This window comes from Bradyrhizobium sp. BWA-3-5 (assembly GCF_032917985.1).
Taxonomy (GTDB): domain Bacteria; phylum Pseudomonadota; class Alphaproteobacteria; order Rhizobiales; family Xanthobacteraceae; genus Bradyrhizobium.
Genome location: NZ_CP136626.1, coordinates 3,843,791 through 3,861,071, shown reverse-complemented (window position 1 = coordinate 3,861,071; position 17,281 = coordinate 3,843,791). Strand labels below are relative to the sequence as shown.

General features: G+C 62.6%; 21 protein-coding genes and 3 pseudogenes. 12 read left to right on the top strand and 12 right to left on the bottom strand.

Translation table 11 applies throughout. The annotated features are described in order from the left end of the window. Positions 1-1,497: 1,497 nt before the first annotated feature. The 4 genes from RX331_RS18675 to RX331_RS18660 all read left to right on the top strand — a co-directional run bounded on the left by RX331_RS18675 (position 1,498) and on the right by RX331_RS18660 (position 3,580). Positions 1,498-1,764, top strand: a complete 267-nt coding sequence (locus RX331_RS18675; RefSeq protein ID WP_317257906.1) for a hypothetical protein — start codon at positions 1,498-1,500, stop codon at positions 1,762-1,764. A 366-nt stretch (positions 1,765-2,130) separates the two neighbouring features. After that, on the top strand, positions 2,131-2,475 hold the full coding sequence (locus RX331_RS18670) for a hypothetical protein (protein ID WP_317257905.1): 345 nt from the start codon (positions 2,131-2,133) through the stop codon (positions 2,473-2,475). A gap of 201 nt (positions 2,476-2,676) precedes the next feature. Next, complete coding sequence (locus RX331_RS18665) at positions 2,677-2,802, top strand: hypothetical protein (RefSeq protein WP_317257904.1); 126 nt, start codon at positions 2,677-2,679, stop codon at positions 2,800-2,802. 523 nt (positions 2,803-3,325) lie between these two features. Beyond that, the gene (locus tag RX331_RS18660; protein ID WP_317257903.1) at positions 3,326-3,580 is read left to right on the top strand and encodes a hypothetical protein; all 255 of its coding nucleotides are present in this window, start codon (positions 3,326-3,328) and stop codon (positions 3,578-3,580) included. 545 nt (positions 3,581-4,125) lie between these two features. On the opposite strand, the gene RX331_RS18655 is transcribed toward RX331_RS18660, so the two are convergent. The 6 genes and pseudogenes from RX331_RS18655 to RX331_RS18640 all read right to left on the bottom strand — a co-directional run bounded on the left by RX331_RS18655 (position 4,126) and on the right by RX331_RS18640 (position 7,820). Next, positions 4,126-4,365: a hypothetical protein gene (locus tag RX331_RS18655; protein ID WP_317257902.1), complete on the bottom strand. Its 240-nt coding sequence runs from the start codon at positions 4,363-4,365 to the stop codon at positions 4,126-4,128. An 87-nt stretch (positions 4,366-4,452) separates the two neighbouring features. After that, on the bottom strand, positions 4,453-4,932 hold the full coding sequence (locus tag RX331_RS18650) for a response regulator (RefSeq protein WP_317257901.1): 480 nt from the start codon (positions 4,930-4,932) through the stop codon (positions 4,453-4,455). Between the two features lie 11 nt (positions 4,933-4,943). Next, positions 4,944-5,246: pseudogene (locus RX331_RS38825) on the bottom strand (ATP-binding protein); the annotation flags it as partial. A gap of 105 nt (positions 5,247-5,351) precedes the next feature. Beyond that, positions 5,352-6,281: pseudogene (locus RX331_RS38820) on the bottom strand (PAS domain S-box protein); the annotation flags it as partial. A gap of 66 nt (positions 6,282-6,347) precedes the next feature. Then, a pseudogene (locus tag RX331_RS38815) lies at positions 6,348-7,205 on the bottom strand (PAS domain S-box protein); the annotation flags it as partial. A 207-nt stretch (positions 7,206-7,412) separates the two neighbouring features. Next, positions 7,413-7,820, bottom strand: a complete 408-nt coding sequence (locus tag RX331_RS18640; RefSeq protein WP_317257899.1) for a hypothetical protein — start codon at positions 7,818-7,820, stop codon at positions 7,413-7,415. 152 nt (positions 7,821-7,972) lie between these two features. Here RX331_RS18640 and RX331_RS18635 point away from each other — a divergent pair, with 152 nt between their 5' ends. From RX331_RS18635 to RX331_RS18620, 4 genes are all read left to right on the top strand, one after another. After that, positions 7,973-8,218, top strand: a complete 246-nt coding sequence (locus tag RX331_RS18635) for a hypothetical protein (RefSeq protein ID WP_317257898.1) — start codon at positions 7,973-7,975, stop codon at positions 8,216-8,218. Between the two features lie 145 nt (positions 8,219-8,363). After that, the gene (locus tag RX331_RS18630) at positions 8,364-8,963 is read left to right on the top strand and encodes a formyltransferase family protein (protein WP_317257897.1); all 600 of its coding nucleotides are present in this window, start codon (positions 8,364-8,366) and stop codon (positions 8,961-8,963) included. Between the two features lie 202 nt (positions 8,964-9,165). Continuing rightward, entirely contained in the window at positions 9,166-9,519 is a 354-nt protein-coding gene (locus RX331_RS18625; protein ID WP_317257896.1) for a hypothetical protein, read from the top strand. Continuing rightward, positions 9,464-10,018, top strand: coding sequence for a hypothetical protein (locus tag RX331_RS18620; protein ID WP_410708239.1), 555 nt, complete (start codon positions 9,464-9,466; stop codon positions 10,016-10,018). Before RX331_RS18625 ends, RX331_RS18620 begins: the two co-directional genes overlap by 56 nt. A 64-nt stretch (positions 10,019-10,082) precedes the next feature. On the opposite strand, the gene RX331_RS18615 is transcribed toward RX331_RS18620, so the two are convergent. Then, positions 10,083-10,286 (bottom strand): hypothetical protein, encoded by a 204-nt coding sequence (locus RX331_RS18615; protein ID WP_283027599.1) that lies wholly within the window; start codon positions 10,284-10,286, stop codon positions 10,083-10,085. A 42-nt stretch (positions 10,287-10,328) separates the two neighbouring features. After that, positions 10,329-10,727: a RidA family protein gene (locus RX331_RS18610; protein ID WP_317257895.1), complete on the bottom strand. Its 399-nt coding sequence runs from the start codon at positions 10,725-10,727 to the stop codon at positions 10,329-10,331. Positions 10,728-10,973: 246 nt separating this feature from the next. Here RX331_RS18610 and RX331_RS18605 point away from each other — a divergent pair, with 246 nt between their 5' ends. Together RX331_RS18605 and RX331_RS18600 are read left to right on the top strand one after the other, a co-directional pair. Next, positions 10,974-11,849 (top strand): DMT family transporter, encoded by an 876-nt coding sequence (locus tag RX331_RS18605; protein ID WP_317257894.1) that lies wholly within the window; start codon positions 10,974-10,976, stop codon positions 11,847-11,849. A 194-nt stretch (positions 11,850-12,043) separates the two neighbouring features. Then, positions 12,044-13,471: a caspase family protein gene (locus RX331_RS18600; RefSeq protein ID WP_317257893.1), complete on the top strand. Its 1,428-nt coding sequence runs from the start codon at positions 12,044-12,046 to the stop codon at positions 13,469-13,471. 82 nt (positions 13,472-13,553) lie between these two features. On the opposite strand, the gene RX331_RS18595 is transcribed toward RX331_RS18600, so the two are convergent. Together RX331_RS18595 and cysK are read right to left on the bottom strand one after the other, a co-directional pair. Then, positions 13,554-13,796 carry a BrnA antitoxin family protein gene (locus tag RX331_RS18595; protein WP_317257892.1) on the bottom strand — a complete coding sequence of 81 codons (243 nt, stop codon included), beginning with the start codon at positions 13,794-13,796 and terminating at the stop codon, positions 13,554-13,556. A 2-nt stretch (positions 13,797-13,798) separates the two neighbouring features. Further along, positions 13,799-14,776, bottom strand: coding sequence for a cysteine synthase A (gene cysK, locus RX331_RS18590; RefSeq protein ID WP_317257891.1), 978 nt, complete (start codon positions 14,774-14,776; stop codon positions 13,799-13,801). A gap of 235 nt (positions 14,777-15,011) precedes the next feature. Here cysK and RX331_RS18585 point away from each other — a divergent pair, with 235 nt between their 5' ends. Then, positions 15,012-15,227 carry a hypothetical protein gene (locus tag RX331_RS18585; RefSeq protein WP_317257890.1) on the top strand — a complete coding sequence of 72 codons (216 nt, stop codon included), beginning with the start codon at positions 15,012-15,014 and terminating at the stop codon, positions 15,225-15,227. 338 nt (positions 15,228-15,565) lie between these two features. On the opposite strand, the gene RX331_RS18580 is transcribed toward RX331_RS18585, so the two are convergent. Then, a complete protein-coding gene (locus tag RX331_RS18580) occupies positions 15,566-15,799 on the bottom strand; it encodes a hypothetical protein (protein ID WP_317257889.1) in 234 nt (77 codons plus the stop codon). Here RX331_RS18580 and RX331_RS18575 point away from each other — a divergent pair. Then, positions 15,781-16,014: a hypothetical protein gene (locus tag RX331_RS18575; protein ID WP_317257888.1), complete on the top strand. Its 234-nt coding sequence runs from the start codon at positions 15,781-15,783 to the stop codon at positions 16,012-16,014. The genes RX331_RS18580 and RX331_RS18575 overlap by 19 nt on opposite strands. Positions 16,015-16,036: 22 nt before the next feature. On the opposite strand, the gene tgt is transcribed toward RX331_RS18575, so the two are convergent. Next, on the bottom strand, positions 16,037-17,173 hold the full coding sequence (gene tgt, locus RX331_RS18570) for a tRNA guanosine(34) transglycosylase Tgt (protein ID WP_317257887.1): 1,137 nt from the start codon (positions 17,171-17,173) through the stop codon (positions 16,037-16,039). Between the last annotated feature and the right edge of the window lie 108 nt (positions 17,174-17,281).

Here is a 17,281-nt window from a genome sequence, read left to right as displayed (position 1 = left end):
CAGGAGAAAAACACCAGGATGCGGGAGTCCGGGGCCTTCGGCGTCATCGTCTATTGCAGCGACTATAACTTTAGCTCTCCAACACCCTGCCCGCCGATCGCTGACGGATCGTGTAGGATTTCGAGCACCCGAACCGCACGTCGTGTGTAAAGCCCGCGCGAAGCGGCGGGCCGACGTGCGGCCAGTCTATCCGACGACGTCATCATGATTGTTGCCGGCGGAAACACACGGCCGCAGCTAAGGTATTCATGGTCGCCGGATGCCGACGAGAGGCTGATAATTGATGTACTGGACAATTCCACTTTAGTGTTAGCTAGAATGCTGACCGGCGCTGGGTACCGAGATAGCTTGCGCCGTCGCTATACGATGGAATGAGAAAATTGGGCACTCGGCGCCATGGTGGATAGAATCAGGCGAGCATTCGAGGCATTGGAGCCTCCAATTTGCCCGTCATGTCACATCGACATGAAATGGACGCGGTCCACCTTGGAGGCGCGGGACATGATCAGCCATTTGTTCCATTGCCCGAACTGTGGACGAGTCGATAAAACGACCTCGAAAATTGAGGTGGTAGTGGTCCCGCCAGACAAGCTCTCCGCACCGATGAACCTGGCTGCCTGATTGTCCTGCTCGACGCGCTTCGGGCTTCTGCCAACCTGGTGCTTCCCTTCACCGCGCGGGGATCAATAGCGCTCATTGCACCGGCAGCTTAACGATCCCGCGCAGATCTCTGCAGCCACCGGGCCAGTTCCAGCATTAACCTGCGCGCGGCGCATCAAGCTTAATTGCCAAGCTTAACCATCGAGTCTCGTTGCGGCCGATCCAAAGAGGTCTAGCGTGGCTGCAAGCCGCGCAGATTGGCCTACCCCCCACGTACGTCCTGCGCGAGCCAGGGGCCGCCTCAAGTTGCCCTCGAGGCGGCCCCGCCCTTCCCTGAAAGCCTATCCCTGCCCTGGTTTAGCCGCGAACGGCACATCCCGAGCCTCACCACTCGGTCAGTCTATACCGAACGGTATATTCATGCTGCGTGTGGTTCTTGGCAGACTTGGCCCATGGCATACGAGCAGACAATCACTCTTGGGGACATGCGACGGTCCGGCTCTCGCCGGCTGCATGTGTTCTGCGGCGACTACACGTGCGATCATTCGGTCGTGCTGGACACAGGTTGCTGGCCTGCGAGCCTGCGGCTGTCCGATCTGGAAAGCCTATACGTCTGCACGATCTGCGGCCATCGAGGTGCCGACGTGAGGAGCGACTCCGGCAAGGCGCGGCGGCCTATTCCCCAGACAATGCGCGGCTGATAACGCGGACAGATCCGCCATCGATAGCGCCAGCCGCACCGTCAACTCCGCGTAAGCTGCAGCTCGGCCTGGTTCCTTGCTTTAGCAGCCCTGGCCATACGCCACGCGCCGAGGCCGCTGCCCGGGTTCCTGAGTCAGAAGGCGGACGGACGAAACGCCGCGAAAAGCCTTCACTCCCCTTTGTTGGGAGCGAGCGATGGCATCCTTGGGCTTACCGCATTGGCTGATGATCGGCGGGGTCGTCCTTGTGCTCTTAGGCTTTGCCGGCCTTGCGTGGAGCCGGCATGCGCAGGTCGAAGCGGATTCCGTTTCCCTGCCCAGTGATATCGACAGCAAGGAGCTTCCTGCCGCTGAAGATACGGAGGGCGTGAAAGCCGAGGGTGACGGCATCCAGGCGAATACAACCAGAAGGGCCAGGGGCGTCCGCGAGAAATCAGGAACAGAACTGGGGCATCGCGCTTGATGTTTGTCCGGGATCAAACCGGGCAGACTACGAGTAAAACGCCATGGGCATCGAATCTTCCCTGTTTCTCCTGGCGGCAATGTTTGTCATCGGATTTGCCGCCGGATATTTGTCACGCGCTATGATCTCTGCAAGGCATCGTCGCCAACACGAACGCAATCGCGGCTACCGTTGGCAGAATAGCGCGTGTGCGACCTCTTGATCGTGATCGGCCAGCAATCGGCGCCGCACGCCCTGCCGGCTCCCCCGCATGAATACGGATCCCGCCGCGTCTGGGCGGTTTTTCAGCCTAGATTGGCAAACCTCTTGCTCTTGCACCACAGCAATACGCAAACCGTCCAACCTTGTGCCATCGCGGAGTGACAGATGACCCGGCAGTACCATCTTGAGACAGGCATTGAGCGACCGACCGCCGCCGAGGCCAAAAAGCGTGCCATCGAGGAACGCAAGCGGCTCGCCATGATCGATGCGCTTCAGCGCAACCGGCAGCAGACCGAAGCCGTGGTGCGGGACTTGAAGAATGCCGCTAGCCTGCTCGATCAGAGCATTGAAGCCGAACTGCAGGGCAGCCCCACGCGCGACCCCGGTCACGTCGCGTTTCCCATGACGGCACGCGCCCTGATGACGCGACGGGATAATCTGCGGGCAACCATCGACGCGCTGTGCGACGAGCTCGCCAAGCACAGCCGGAGCCAATGGGTTTTCGCGTAGACCAAGCACCGGGTGGATCGGTTCTCCAGATGGTTGGCTCCAACCTGCCCGGTGAGTTCTCGGCTCTTTCTTCAGCCTGCTTTGCTCCAAAGTCGTGAGCTGGACAGACGATCGCGCCCGAACGGACGTAGGCTAAGCGACGACTGTCCCGCAGCAACTTCGCACAGCTCGATCCGTTAAGGCCCAAGGCACCGCAACCGGATGTCGAACAGCGAGCTCGATACGGTGCGCCGCAAGTGGATGATCGCTAACTACCTGGTCGCCATCGGCGTTGCGACGGCCGGCTGGATCTGTCTGCTGGCCTGGATCGTCCTGCAGTTCATTTGATCTGGCGACATCAGCCCTGTTGCTCGGGGGCACGGCAAATTCATCCCGATAAAGGCCGCGCTGCGGAAAGCTCGCGTGCCGCCCGGATGCAAATAGTCCGGCGGTCATTGGCGACCGCCGGACGCACGCAAATACAGTTTGGCGTGGAAAGCCGTATTAGTCCGGGAAAAAGATGCAACGTCTGTTCAGAAGTGAACGTACCGGAAAGATTTGTTGAAGCTCGTTCTGCGCTCACCGGCGAACCAGTCCCTTGGTCCATCTTCCCAGCGGGCGCGAGATCGCGCTGGGTCTTCCATCGCAATACAAGTCTTTCGGCTCGACGGGCGAAGACACCGCGACCGGTAGGGTTGACTGGTTAGGTTAAGTTGCGAGTTCGGTTGCCGCGCCTCACGCGTTTGCCTAGTGATCAAGCACCGGCGTTCCCCAAGCGTCCGGCCCACACCAGCAAGGCCGTCTGGCGGTCGCCATCGCCGGGCGGCCTTGTCCTCTTAAAGGAAGAGCAGCGTGCCCAGTGTGGCGGAAGGTGAACTATCAGATCGCCGTCGTGATCGCGATGGCCGGCTGGCTGTTTCTCATGATCTGGATTGCAAGACAGCTCATTGAGCGGCTGCAACAAATACGCCGCGAACAACAGAGGCGGTCCCCACATTGCCAGCAGGCTGTAAATCACGAGTTCGATAACGTCCATGTCATCCCCGATGACATGCCGCATCCCAAGCTGCGCTCAGATTCGCATGAGACCAAAGCAAAACCGTTGTGCGCCGCACTCTCACCGTAAAACGCAGGCCCGATGGCCAGGCTGAAATTTCGGTGAGAGGATCATAAATATCCGGAACGATGCTGGTGCATACGCGATCCAAACGATATGTCAGGCGCCAGCGCGGTCGGCAGCGGGCGGCTGATCGTCGCATGCAAGCCAAGCCCTCCTGCCCGGTCCGAGCGGAAAAATCGCCTCGCCGTCCAGGTTGCCGCCGGCATGAAAAAGCGCTGGCCTAACGTCCTGCCGTTTTCGATCTAGCTTCTGCCGCGCCATCGCCGCATTCGCGACTGGCCTCAACTGATAACGGAAACAAAGTGCCCCGTCCCTCGTTGTCAGAAAAACAGGGACGTCAACATGCAACTCATCTTCGATTTCATCTGGAACCAGTCACGCGGCAGATTCCTCGCTGCCATCGGTACGCGGGAGGTGGAGCAATGATCGAACTGTCAGCCATTCTCGCGCTCGTCAGCGTCGGCATCTTCGCTGCGCACGCGCTGGACGCCTATCGCACCGATGCCTGATTTTGCCGGCGAGAACTTCGCCTGAAGCGACGCCCGCGGGAGTCAGCCCGACTGGATCTCCTCAGGCTTAGATTTGTTCTCGCCGGACTTTGCCCAATCGAAATCTAGGTAGCTTGGATCGGTTGCCTGCGCACGCGACTTGAGCGGCACGCCCAACTGATGGGCCTTGAATGCCACGCCGCCCACGGTTCGATCCATTTTTTCAGCAATCGCTTGAACGGAATATTTTTGGGCAAGATTCTTGAGTTCGTCGATATCCTCGGCACTCCAGCGCTTGGCCATCTGTATCCCTCGTCCTGCTCGGGGGCCAAATTCGGGAAGAGTCGGAAAGTTCCAGACCGGCGTTCCAAACCGGCAAAGGCCGGTGCGCTACGGCCGCTTCAACTGCGCAACGGCCTCGGCAACCACGGTGACGAGCGAGGCCATCGTATACGGCTTCGGCAGCCAGCCGAGCGGCGCATAGGGCTCGGCGCGTCCGCGCGTATGGGCGTCGTCATGCGCGGTGGCAAAGATGCAGCGAATGGCGAAGCCCTCGTACAATTCCCGCGCGGCATCGATGCCGTCGCGGCTGCTGGCGAGGCGGATGTCCATCACGGCGAGCCAGGGCTGCGTTTCGCGGGCCAGTTCAACAGCCTCCTCGGCTGTGGTGGCCGGACCGACAACCTCAAAGCCGGCCGCGGTCAGCGCGACTTCGGTTTGCATGGCGATCAGGAAATCATCCTCGACGATCAGGACGCGCAGCGGCAACTGCCTGTCCTCCGTCCGCCGGATCTCTTCGACGGGCGGCGGCGGGCTGCGATCATGTTCGGACGGAGACGCAAACTGCTCCGCGTTCTGCTGCGGCATCATCGGTCACAGCTCTAGATTTTCGCGGCGGGGAAATCGAGGCACGCCCGCGAGGGATTTTTCGTCACATGAAACGTTCCGTGCAATTGACGTGCAAGGCCAAGCACGAGCTGGAGCCCGGACGCTTTCTTGCGTACCTCCTCGAGGTCGAATCCGTCCCCGTCATCCTCGACGCAGAGCGTGAGCCGTTCATCCCGGCTGGTGAGGCTGACCCGGACACCTTGCCTCGCATGATCCTTGACGCCGTGCTTCACCGCATTGGTCAACAGTTCGTTCAATATCAGCGCGAGCGGCATCGCCACATCGTTGGAAAGCACGCCGCGCGCGGCGCCGCACTCGATGCGTACGCCCGCCGGCAGCAACTGGCGGATGGTTTCGCAGACCGCCGGCAGGAATTCTGCCGTCGCGAAGCGGCTCGCATCGCTTCGGCCGTACAGCACGCGCTGGGCCGCCGCCATCGCCGCGATCCGCGCACTGGATTCGTTCAGGACCTTTCGCGCCTCCTCGCTGCGCGCGGTCCTTGCCGCCGCAAACAGCAGCGACTGCAGCATCTGCATGTTGTTCTTGGTGCGATGATTGAGCTCATCGAGGAGCAGCCGCTGCTGGGTTTCCGCCTGCCGTCTTTCGCTGATGTCGACCAGCATGTTGATGGCGCCGGTGATCTTGCCGGATGAATCCCGCAGCGGCGTCGGGAATGGAATGAACGGCACCCGCGTGCCGTCTGGGCGCTCGGCGACCGCCTCGGCGCCGCGCACGGCGCGTCCTTCTTTTAAGGCGATCGCCATCGGGCACTGGTCGTGCGGAAGCGGGGTGCCGTCCGGCAGGAACAGCCTCCACGTCACACACCATTCGTCGCTGCCGAGCACCGGCGTCCGGCCCGAGAATTCGACCGCCGCTTGGTTGAAATAGGTGATCTTCCCCTCTGCATCGGTGGTGTAGATCGCAGCTGGTATGGCCGCGAGCAATTCGGAAAGGCGTTGCTCGCTCTCCCGCAGCTTGCGTTCGGCTTCCGTGCGATCGGTGATGTCGCGGGCGATCTTCGATGCGCCGACGACGCTTCCGCTGCCGTTGCGTACCGGCGACACGGTCAGCGAAATGTCCAAAAGGCTGCCGTCCTTACGCCGGCGAACCGTCTCGTAATGGTGGATGCGCTCCCCGCTTCGTATGCGCGCGAGAATGCCGGGCTCCTCGTCTTCGCGCCCCGGCGGAAACAGAATGGTCACGGGCTTGCCGATCACCTCGTCGGCACGGTAGCCGAACAGCCGCTCGGCGCCGGAATTCCAGGTGCGGATGATGCCGTTCAGATCCTTGCTGACGATCGCATCGTCGGAGGACTCCACGATCGAGGCTAGCAGTTGCGCGCGCTCCTCGGCGATGCACCGCGCCTGTTCCGTCTGCAGCCTGGCGATACCGAAGCCGAGTTGCCGCGCCAGCGTCAGCGCGGCGTCGAGCTCCCGCTCATCGAAGCAATGCGGCCGGTCATAATAGGCCATGAACTTGCCGGCGAGCCGGCCATTGATCACGATCGGAATGAACGCAACGGCCGCGATGCGTTCTTGCGCGATCGTTTGCTTCAACGCCTCGGAAACATCTGATTTCCTGACGTCCTCCAAATAGACCGGCTGCGGATTGCCTTCCTCCCTGCTCCACGGCGAATGACCTTCGACCGCCTGCCGGTAGCCGTCCGACAGGCCGCGCCAGCCGACGAAACGCATCACGTCGCTGTCGTCGAACAAGAGGATGGAGGCGCGCTCGCAGGCGAGCGCCGCCAGGATGGCGTCAAGGGCGGCCGCGTAAACGTCCGGCATCGACGTCGCGTATTGCAGCCTTTCGGAAAAGTGGAACAGCGCCGCCTGCTCCTCGCTGCGTCGCGCCAGCGCCTGTTCGGTTTGCTTGCGGGTGCTGATGTCGTGCTGAACGCGCACCGCGTAAAGGAAATTGCCCGATGCATCGCGGACGCTGGAGGATATTACTTCCGCCCAGACGCACGACCCATCCTTGCGGACGAGACGCTTTTCGATGGTGTAGCGATCGATCTCGCCGGCGATCTGACGCCTGAACTGCGCAAGATCCTGCGCGACGTCGAGGGGCGAGGTTTCATTGAATATGGAGCGGCCGAGCAGATCGGCTGCCTTATACCCCAGGAGCTCGCAGACTTTCTGGTTGACGCGCAGCATCCGCCCGGCCTGATCGATCTCGACGATCCCGACCCCGACATGTTCGTAGGTGACGGCGAGCCTGTCTTCATGCGCGCCCAGCCATTCTTCATGGGGCATGCGGGCAAGCTCTGAGGTGTCAGACAGGCCCTTTTGGAGTGTCTTGGCCGTCCGCTGCTGGAGGTTCATTCCTGTCATCCCTGCCGCAAGGGCAATTTGCAATACGCGGCATCAGCACATGCAGGGACCAGCACGCATGAGTGTTGCGCTTTAACTTCGGATAAGTCCGCCGGGAGAAAATCGTTCCTGTCGCGATCGCGCCGGCCGCTAGCAGCCACGGCAGATGCCAGTGAATGTGCTCATTTGGGGGCGGCCCCGCTGTCGAACCGGCGGCTTGCGCGGATAGGCTTGGCGCGCGCTGTAGATCCGCTGCGACGCGCCGGGCGGCGTCACCGGGCGGGCGCGCGGGGACGGCGTATCAACCGTACGGTTGGACAATACCGGCGGCAGCGGCGGAGGCCGAGGATTGGGCTGCAGCGGCGGAATCCTTGCGGCATTACCAATCCCGCTCGGGTCGGAAAGCGCGCTCGGATTGGCCGGGCCGAACGGCACGCCCGAGATCGGCGAATTACCCGCGCCGGCCGAGCCAGCCGGCGGGGTCAGCTGCGCGAATGCCCTTGCGGGGACGATCAGCGCAAGCGCGACGATGAGAACAAGCGCCGGATAGCGGGTCATCGAACTCTCCAGGGAGCACCAACCATCATGTAGGATGCGCGTTCCCTGCTCTCCAGCGCGGCCTTTTGCGCTCTCCTCTTTGTTACGGAGTAGGCGGCGCAGCGAGAATCAGACCTAATCATGGCGCGATCACGTTTGAGATCCCGACCGGCATGAACCAGCCTGAGGTCCTCGAAGCCGATATCCGCGCCCTGCAGCAATGGCTGCGCGATGCCTGGCAGCAGCTTGGCGACCCCGCCCTCACCACTTTCTCCCGGCGCGAGTTGCGCAACCAGATGAAGCAATGCAGCGCCGACCTGCGGGCGTGCCTGCAAATGGCGGCCGAGCAACGGCCCGAACCCTCCGGGCCGCCGATCCCGCCCTATTCAAAGCCCGCGCTCCGTATCCTTTCGTGGTGACCAGACCTCGCCGGCGAACCCGCGCCGTCAGGGGCTAGCCGGCCGCCCCGCCCTGTTGATAACCCAAAAGCCCCCGGGCCAGCATCGAAACAGCCGGCCGGGGTGTGCTAGGGCATGTCGGCCTGGCTAACGACGGACGGAACATATGCGGATTACCCTGGTCGGTTCCCGCCATTTTGGCGTGACAACATTCAACACCCTGCGCCAACACGGGGTCGATATCGTGCGCGTCGTCGTTCACGATGGCGAGGACCGGCTTGCCGCCGCCGCGCGGGCCGCCGGGATCGATCTCGTCGTGCAGGCCGATCCGAAACGCGTGGCCGCCTCCGAAATCGCTGACAATACCGACCTGATCGTGACCGCGCACAGCCATGCCCGCGTCACCCGTGAGGCGCTGGCTGCATCCAGGCTCGGCGGCATCGGCTATCACCCCTCGCTCCTGCCCCGGCATCGCGGCATCGCCGCGGTCGAATGGACGATCAAGGAGGGCGATCCCATTGCCGGCGGCACCGTCTACCATCTCGCCGATCGGATGGATGCGGGCGCCATCGCCGCCCAGGAATGGGTGTTCGTCAAGAAGGGCGAGACGGCCCGCGAGCTCTGGGAGCGCGCGCTAGCGCCGCTGGGCCAGAAATTGCTGACGGACGTCATCTTCCACGCCAAGACCCACAACAATCTCCCGGCCACTCCGCAGGAGGAGGAATTCGCCACCCAGGCGCCGAGCCTGTCCGACGCCAAACACTGACCTTACCAAAATACCGCAACGCCCCTCGAATCGGGGTCAAATTGGGGGGAATCTGCGGATTTTTTGTTCCCGGCCGGGAACCGGATTCACCTTGATGTGTTTGAAGTCGCAGGAACTTTCCTCAGTGCTGCGTCGCACCTAAGTTTGAACACATTGTGACAAGATAAGGCGCTCCATCACACACATTTCGGGGACCTGACCCATGCGCTCCAACCGCATCCGCAACCTGTTGTTTGTTTCGTTCCTTGCTTCCGCCGCGGCCCTTGCCACCGCTCCCGCCTCCGCGCAGAGCCCCTATGACGGTCTGTGGCAAGTTACCGTCGTCACAAAAACGGGCAGTTGCGATGCGCAGACTACGGCGTCCGTGAATGTCTCCGATGGCAAGATTTCCGGCGGCCCGGTTTCCGGCACCGTCGGCAGCGGGGGACTTGTGCGAGTCTCGATCAATGGTGCATATGCGAACGGTCAACTCAGTGGCAACTCCGGATCGGGGAAATGGAATGGGGCTTCAGCTGGTGTCGCGTGCAGCGGTCGATGGGAAGCGTCCCGTCAGTAAGGCAAGCCAGATTTCGCAATCTTTCGCCAAAGCGCGGCGGCTGACCTTTGCAGCCGTCGCGCTTTTTTGGGCCGCGTCGGTGGCCTCACCGGGTCATGCGCAATCCAGCACTTTCGCCGGCATGGCCGGCACCTGGTCCGGCGGCGGCACCGTGACGCTCGACGATGGCTCGAGCGAACGCATTCGTTGCCGCGCCGTCTACAGGGTGACCGGGGCCAGCATGCAGATGTCCCTGACCTGCGCCAGCGACGCCTATAAATTCAACCTGGCGGCGGATGTCGTCGCAGCCGGCGGCGAAGTCACCGGCCGTTGGAGCGAATCCAGCCGCAATATCGGCGGCGATATTCAGGGCCGCGGCGCCGGCGGCAACTTCCAGGTCGTCGCCCAGGCCGCCGGATTTGCCGCCAACATCTCGCTGAAGACAACCGGCAACAAGCAGCACATCGCGCTGCGCGCCGACAGCCAATTCCGCGCCGCGAATATCTCGCTGTCGAAATAACTCCCCCTCAACGGTCATCGCCCGCGCGAACGCGGGCGATGCTTGATCGAGAGCTTGATCGCGCTCAGCTCGTCTTCGGCTTCTCGAGCTTCGCCGCGGTCTCCTTGATCGTTTTGGCGATCAGGAGCGCCTGCTCCTTATTGAACGCAAAATCCTGCACACCCTTATGCGTGGTCAGCGACAGCACCATGATGTGCGGCTGCTGTTCGGGCCAGCCGGTCGCGAAGGCGGTCACGAAGTCGGCGGTGGTCGGGCGGGAGATGGTCATGTTCGGATTTTTCCTAGCACTGGCGGTTCTTCGCGGGCGCCTTCAGGCGGCAGGCACGAAGGCCGTGACTTCGATTTCGACTTTCGCCCGGTAGTCGACCAGCCCCTCGATATAGAGCAGCGTCGAGGGCGGGAAATTGCGCCCCAGCGTCTCTTTCCAGGCCGCGCCGATACCGGGGCCGGCGGCCTCGTATTCGCTGCGGCTGGTCAGATACCAGGTCAGGCGCACGATGTGTTCCGGTCCCGCTCCGGCTTCGCCGAGCAGCTTGACGATCCGCTTCAGCGCGGTACCGACCTGCGCGGCCATGTCGGGGGCATACTCGCCCCTCTCGTCGCCGCCGGTCTGGCCGGCCAGCACAATCCATTTGCCCGAAGCGCCGAACTCGACGCCGTGCGAGAAGCCGCGGGGTTTCGACCATTCGGCCGGTTGCAAGATGCGCATGCGTAATGTCCTCCCTGATTCTCCGGTCATTCCGGGATGATCCGAAGGACCAGACCCGGAATCTCGAGATTCCGGATCGTCACTGCGCGCCGTCCGGAATGACCAACTCCGTTCGCTTATCATTGAACCGCCGCTCGCTCCCACAGCAAATCTGCAAGGCCGCGCATCGCTGTCCCAGCACATTTGTCCGTTGCAAATTGTGGCGTGCTCACCGATACCGGCTTGCCTCACCCTCTCGCCTCACCCATGGACCGTACGCCCTCCAAACCCCTCGCCGCGCTGTGGATGGCCGGCTGGCTCACCTTGATGCTGGTGATCGCGATCGCCGGACGCGAGGCCGCGCGCGAGATCAATGTGTTCCAGCTCATGGAGATGCGCTCGATCATCGGCTTTCTGATGCTGTATCCGCTGATCCGCGCCAATGGCGGATTGGCAGCGATGCGGACGACGCGCCTGCCGCAGCATGTGGGCCGCAACATCATCCATTATGGAGCGCAGCTCGGCTGGTTTTTTGCGCTGACGCTGATCCCGATCGGCCAGGTGGTGGCCATCGAATTCACCATGCCGATCTGGACCGCGCTTCTCGCCGCGACGTTTCTCGGCGAGCGCATGACGATCTGGAAGATCACGGCGATCGCGCTCGGTCTCATCGGCGTCGTCGTGATCGTTCGTCCCGCCACCAGCGAGGTCGATCCGGGGCAGTTGATCGCGCTCGCAGCCGCCGTCGGATTCGGCATTTCGGTCGCGATGGTGAAATCGCTGACGCGCACCGACCAGCCGGTCGCGATCATGTTCTGGATGCTCGTGGTGCAGTCCGCCGCCGGCTTGTTTCCCGCGCTCTACGTCTGGCAGTGGCCCGCCGCCCATCTCTGGTTCTGGGTGGTCGTGATCGCCTTTTGTGGCACGTTCTCGCACTACTGCATGGCGCGCGCGATGCTGCACGCGGACGCGACTGTGGTGATCCCGATGGATTTTCTGCGGGTTCCCTTGAGCGCCGCCGCCGGCTGGCTGATCTACTCGGAGCGGCTCGACCTGCTCACCGTGATCGGCGCCGCGCTGATCCTCACCGGCAATCTGTTGAACCTGAAGCCAAATGTTTCGCCGGCAGGCGTTCAAAAATGACGCTTGGAATCGGCAGGACCGGATTTTATTTCCCGCGCTGTGATCTAGATCACGTAAGGATGCGTGTCGAGAAGGTAACGGATGGCTCCGGATTTGGTTTTTCGCCCGCTTTTTTGTGGTGCGAAGCAGGCGGTTTTTTGTAAGGTCCCGCCCGCGTTACTGCCAAATCCTTTCGATTCTGCAGGGGGATTCCTATGCGTTTTAAAACCCTCATTTTGTCCGCCGTTTGCATGATTTTGAGCGCGGGGGCCGCCAGCGCCGAGAAGCGCGTGGCATTCGTCGTCGGCAACGGCACCTACAAGAACGTCGCGCCGCTGCCGAACCCGACCGTCGACGCCAAGGCGATGGCCTCGGCACTGCGCAATGTCGGCTTCGACGTGGTCGAGGGTTCCAATCTCACGCGCGACAAGATGACGGAACGGCTGCTCGACTTCGGCAAGAAGGCGCAAGGCGCCGACGTCGCGTTGTTCTTCTATGCCGGCCACGGCATCGCGATCTCGGGCACCAACTATCTGCTGCCGATCGACGCCGACATCAAATCCGAAATGGACGTGAAACTCGGCGCGGCCATCAATATCGACCTCACGCTCGAGCAAACCATGGGCGATGCCAAGGTCAAGCTCGTGTTCCTCGATGCCTGCCGCGACAATCCGTTCGCCGCCAAGATCAAGTCGAACTCGGCGACCCGCAGCGTCAACGTGCAGACGGGTCTGGCCGAAATGAAGTCCGGCGAAGGCACCCTCATCGCATTCGCGACCGGCCCTGGTCAGACCGCGCTCGACGGCCAGGAAGGCGGCAACAGCCCGTTCACGCGCGCCCTGCTCGCCAACCTCACCCAGCCCGGTGTCGAGATCCAGCAGGCCATGACCAAGGTCCGTGCCCAGGTCAATGAGGAAACCAACAAGGGCCAGCTGCCCTGGGGCCACACCAATCTGATCGGCGCGGTCTATCTCAACGGGGCGCCCGCGCCGGGCGCAGTGGCGGCAGCAGCGCCGGCCGCGGGCGGCAAGGGCTCGGACGTCGAACTGGAGTTTTGGCGCTCGATCAAGGATTCCACCAAGCCGGAAGAGTATAACGCCTACCTCACCAACTATCCCAACGGCCAGTTCCGCTCGCTGGCGCTGTCGCGGATCGCCTCGCTCGAAAGCGGCGCGAAGGAAAAGGACGCGACCCGCAACCTCAGCACCGGCATCGACCCCGCGACGTTCAAGGACGAAGCGAACCAGACCACCGAGGATCAGATCGGCCTCGACAAGGGCCAGCGCCGCGACGTGCAGCGCCGCCTGACCGGCCTCGGCTTCGATACCAAGGCCACCGGCCAGTTCGATGCGTCGACGCGGGCCGTGATCACGCGCTGGCAGGCCGCGCGCGGCTATCCGAAGAGCGGCTATCTCAACAAACTGCAGCACAAGGCGCTGTTGACTGAGATCGTCGCCGTCGCGCCGGCGGTTTCCGAGGAGGAAAAGCCGAAGCCGCGCCGCGCCGCCCCCAGCACCGTCCAAGCCCAACCGCAGCCGCAGCAGCCCCCGCCGCAGCGCCAATATAGCGCTCCCGCTCCCGGTCCCGACCCCGCTGGCGCCGGTCGGTTTATCGGCGGCGTCGTCGGCGGCATGCTGCGCTGACTGAACAGATTAAGCAAAAAGGCCCGGGGCGATCCCGGGCCTTTTAATTTCCACCTTGCCGGTCGATTTCGATCGCAGCGTGCTATTTGCCGGCCGCCTTCCGCAGCGCCTCGTTGATGCGATCCTGCCAGCCCGGACCGCCCTCCTGGAACCATTCCAGCACATCCTGATCGATGCGCAGGGTAACCTGCTCGCGGACGCCGGGAACGACGACGGTCTTCGGCGGCGCCTGCGCCACTTTGGCGGTGGCCCGTTTGAAGGCGGCCTCGGCCTCGGTGCGTGCGTCGTTCAGGGTGCGCGGCCGGCGGGGGGGCTGGTCTGCCATCACTAGATTCCTTCAAACAGGGCGGTCGACAAATAGCGCTCGGAGAATGACGGCACGATTGCGAGGATGGTCTTGCCGGCAGCTTCGGGACGCTTGCCGATTGCCAGCGCCGCCGCAATCGCAGCGCCCGAGGAAATGCCGCCGGGGATGCCTTCCATCCGCGCCAGCGCACGCGAGGTTTCGATCGCCGTCGGGCCGTTGACCCTGACGATCTCGTCGATCACGGAACGATCCAGAATGTCCGGAATGAAACCGGCGCCGATGCCCTGGATCTTGTGCGGCGTGTGCTGTCCGCCTGATAGTACCGGGCTTTCCTCCGGCTCGACGGCGACGATCCGCAAGGAGGGCTTGCGCGGCTTCAACACTTGCCCGACGCCGGTGATGGTGCCGCCGGTGCCGACACCCGCGACGAATAAATCGATGTTGCCGCCGGTGTCGTTCCAAATCTCCTCAGCCGTTGTGCGGCGGTGGACTTCGGGATTGGCGAGGTTCTTGAACTGCTGCGGCATGACCGCGTTCGGCGTCGTCCGCACCAGTTCCTCGGCGGTTGCGATCGAACCCTTCATGCCCTGGGCGGCCGGCGTCAGGATGATCTCGGCGCCGAGGAAGGCCAGCATCTTGCGCCGCTCGATCGACATCGACTCCGGCATCACCAGCTTCAGCCGGTAGCCGCGCGAAGCCGCAACGAACGCCAGCGCGATGCCAGTGTTGCCCGAGGTCGGCTCGATCAGCACGGTGTCGGCGTTGATCACGCCGGCCTTCTCCATCGCGATCACCATCGCCGCGCCGATACGATCCTTCACGCTCGCAGCAGGATTGAAGTATTCGAGCTTGGCAAGAATGGTTGCGCTAACACCATGCGCATCCGGCAACTTGCGCAGGCGGACGATCGGCGTGTCGCCGATTGCGTCGACAATGGAGTCGAAAACCCGGCCGCGCCCCGGACGCTGCACTGCACTCGTGGCTGACGACGCATCCATCTCACACTCCTGTCAACGTTGATGTCCGGGAAACTAGCGTTGTCCTACTTAGGAGGCGGTCGCACGGCCGCGCAAGGTGCGAATTGCGGGCACGAAGAATTCGCTGCAATGCAAAACAACAATGTCGCTAAATATCGTGAAACCAACGCATTTGTGTTGCGACATCGTCAAAGATTTCTGTTTATACTTTGGTCGTGACCTGAGCCCTTAAGTTCAGATCGCGAAGGAGATCACGATGGCAGCATTTGCTGAAGTCCGGTCGACTGTAGCGTTTAGGCCCGATCCGCGTGGATCTGATTTGCCGACGTGCCCTGTGTGTGCCGACACCATGGTGGCAGCGGAAGCTTCCGCCTATCTCCATGACAACGTGATCAGCTATCTCTGGACCTGCGACACCTGCGGTTACGGATTCGTGACCAAGCATTCGGTCAAGAAGTTCGCCTGTAACTGACGTGCGAACTCTATCGCGAGCAATGTCACGCGCGCCCGTCCGGCGCGTTTGTTTTGATAGTTACGTAAAATGCTAACCATTCCGCTTCAAGTGCGTCGTCACTGATCATCTGCATTTCACGTCGACGGTCGCGATAACCCTTCCCTACCGAAGAGCATCGCGCCATCTCTGGCACGACATGACAGCAGTGCGAGGCTCCGGCGGGATCTTGGCCGATGGGCGAGTTGAAACCACATCTTTCCCTCTGGAAGCAAAGGCTGGGCGCCGTACCGGATGAGGTATGGCTCAGGACCGACCTGCAGACCCTCGTTCTAGCCGACAACGATTTGACCGAGATTTCAGAACGTGTCGGGGATCTCCGCCAGCTTCGGATGCTCGACCTCGGCCCATAACAGGCTGTCTGAGCTGCCAGCCGGTCTCGGCCTGGCCGTGACGACCTCGGGGAATAGTTTGAACGTGTTCTCACTGATGTTGAGGTCATGAGGGATCTCATTGAGCTTCGTGTCACTGACAATCGCCTGACCGAACTTCCATCGTCGATCTCGGAGCTGGCATGCCTGCGCGAGCTGCATTGCGCAACAATCGGCTGGCGACGCTGCCGGATTCGATCCGTCTAATGCGCGAGTTGCGTCAGATCGACCTTCGCGGTGATCCCGTCACCACCCTGCCCGAGAGCCTGATCACGCTGCCGCGTCTCGAGAAGCTTGACCTTCGCTGGATCAGTACCTTGGACCCGCCGCGATGGTTTTCGGAGCTAGAGGCGACGGGATGCGTCATCTATCTCTGAATTCGCATCCTTGACGCCGAGGTCACTCGCGCGGCGCCATGTCGCCCTTCGCCCATCCGGCGCGGATACGTTCGCGGAAGTCGGCAAAAGAGCCCCGTGCGATCGCGTCGCGCATGCCGCGCATCAGGTGCTGATAATAAGCCACATTGATTTCCGACAGCAGCATCGCACCGAGCGTTTCACCAGATCTCACGAGGTGATGCAAATAGGCGCGGGAGATGTTGCGCGCCGAGGGCCAATCGCTTTCTTCATCCAGCGGCCGCGGATCGTCGGCGTGGCGCGCGTTGCGCAAATTGATCTGGCCGAAGCGGGTGAACGCCATGCCGTGCCGGCCGTTGCGGGTCGGCATCACGCAATCGAACATGTCGATGCCGCGCGCCACCGCCTCCAGCAAATCTTCCGGTGTGCCAACGCCCATCAGGTAGCGCGGACGATTCGTCGGCAAGAGCGGCGCGCTTTCCTCGATCATCGCCAGCATCACCGCCTGCGGCTCGCCAACCGCGAGTCCGCCGATCGCATAACCGTGGAAGCCGAGGTCGACCAGCTCGCGCGCACTGACGTGGCGCAGTTCGGGGATGTCGCCGCCCTGCACGATGCCAAACAGCATATAGCCTTCAGGGGCACTCTCGAACGCCCGCTTGCTGCGCTCGGCCCAGCGCAGCGACAGCCGCATTGCGCGCTCGATGTCGTCGCGCCCCGCCGGCAGCCGCACGCACTCGTCCATCTGCATGGCGATGTCGGAGCCGAGCAGCCGCTGCACCTCGATCGAGCGCTCCGGCGACAATTCGACCTTGGCGCCGTCGATATGCGAGCGAAAGGTCACGGCCTTCTCGCTCACCTTGCGCAGGTCGGAGAGCGACATCACCTGGAAGCCGCCGGAGTCGGTCAGCATCGGCCCGTTCCACCCCGTGAAGGCCTGCAAGCCCCCCAGCGCCGCGATCCGCTCGGCGCCCGGCCGCAGCATCAGATGATAGGTGTTGCCGAGCACGATATCGGCGCCGGCATCGCGCACCTCGCGCCAGTGCATGCCCTTCATGGCGCCGGCGGTGCCGACCGGCATGAAGGCTGGCGTGCGCACCACGCCATGCGGCGTGGTGAGGCGGCCGGTCCGGGCAGTTCCGTCGGTCCCGAGCAATTCGAAATGATTGGGAAGATTCATGGCGGTGCTTATTACGTGCCGGGAACGGCCGATCAACCGCCCAAATGCGCGCTCCCCATGTCCTTCCCGGACGCCCCCGGAGTCGACCTGGCCAAACCGTTGACGACA

Bases quoted from the DNA above. Each gene is read 5' to 3' on its own strand.
- RX331_RS18575 (WP_317257888.1), top strand. From the start codon at position 15,781: ATGCCTGCGCGAGCTGCATTGCGCAACAATCGGCTGGCGACGCTGCCG.
- cysK (WP_317257891.1), bottom strand. From the start codon at position 14,776: ATGGATGCGTCGTCAGCCACGAGTGCAGTGCAGCGTCCGGGGCGCGGC.
- RX331_RS18595 (WP_317257892.1), bottom strand. From the start codon at position 13,796: ATGGCAGACCAGCCCCCCCGCCGGCCGCGCACCCTGAACGACGCACGC.
- RX331_RS18610 (WP_317257895.1), bottom strand. From the start codon at position 10,727: ATGCGCATCTTGCAACCGGCCGAATGGTCGAAACCCCGCGGCTTCTCG.
- RX331_RS18615 (WP_283027599.1), bottom strand. From the start codon at position 10,286: ATGACCATCTCCCGCCCGACCACCGCCGACTTCGTGACCGCCTTCGCG.
- RX331_RS18625 (WP_317257896.1), top strand. From the start codon at position 9,166: ATGCGCTCCAACCGCATCCGCAACCTGTTGTTTGTTTCGTTCCTTGCT.
- RX331_RS18600 (WP_317257893.1), top strand. From the start codon at position 12,044: ATGCGTTTTAAAACCCTCATTTTGTCCGCCGTTTGCATGATTTTGAGC.
- RX331_RS18675 (WP_317257906.1), top strand. From the start codon at position 1,498: ATGGCATCCTTGGGCTTACCGCATTGGCTGATGATCGGCGGGGTCGTC.
- RX331_RS18670 (WP_317257905.1), top strand. From the start codon at position 2,131: ATGACCCGGCAGTACCATCTTGAGACAGGCATTGAGCGACCGACCGCC.
- RX331_RS18665 (WP_317257904.1), top strand. From the start codon at position 2,677: ATGTCGAACAGCGAGCTCGATACGGTGCGCCGCAAGTGGATGATCGCT.
- RX331_RS18605 (WP_317257894.1), top strand. From the start codon at position 10,974: ATGGACCGTACGCCCTCCAAACCCCTCGCCGCGCTGTGGATGGCCGGC.
- RX331_RS18655 (WP_317257902.1), bottom strand. From the start codon at position 4,365: ATGGCCAAGCGCTGGAGTGCCGAGGATATCGACGAACTCAAGAATCTT.
- RX331_RS18620 (WP_410708239.1), top strand. From the start codon at position 9,464: ATGGGGCTTCAGCTGGTGTCGCGTGCAGCGGTCGATGGGAAGCGTCCC.
- RX331_RS18640 (WP_317257899.1), bottom strand. From the start codon at position 7,820: ATGACCCGCTATCCGGCGCTTGTTCTCATCGTCGCGCTTGCGCTGATC.
- tgt (WP_317257887.1), bottom strand. From the start codon at position 17,173: ATGAATCTTCCCAATCATTTCGAATTGCTCGGGACCGACGGAACTGCC.
- RX331_RS18585 (WP_317257890.1), top strand. From the start codon at position 15,012: ATGGCAGCATTTGCTGAAGTCCGGTCGACTGTAGCGTTTAGGCCCGAT.
- RX331_RS18650 (WP_317257901.1), bottom strand. From the start codon at position 4,932: ATGATGCCGCAGCAGAACGCGGAGCAGTTTGCGTCTCCGTCCGAACAT.
- RX331_RS18630 (WP_317257897.1), top strand. From the start codon at position 8,364: ATGCGGATTACCCTGGTCGGTTCCCGCCATTTTGGCGTGACAACATTC.
- RX331_RS18580 (WP_317257889.1), bottom strand. From the start codon at position 15,799: ATGCAGCTCGCGCAGGCATGCCAGCTCCGAGATCGACGATGGAAGTTC.
- RX331_RS18635 (WP_317257898.1), top strand. From the start codon at position 7,973: ATGAACCAGCCTGAGGTCCTCGAAGCCGATATCCGCGCCCTGCAGCAA.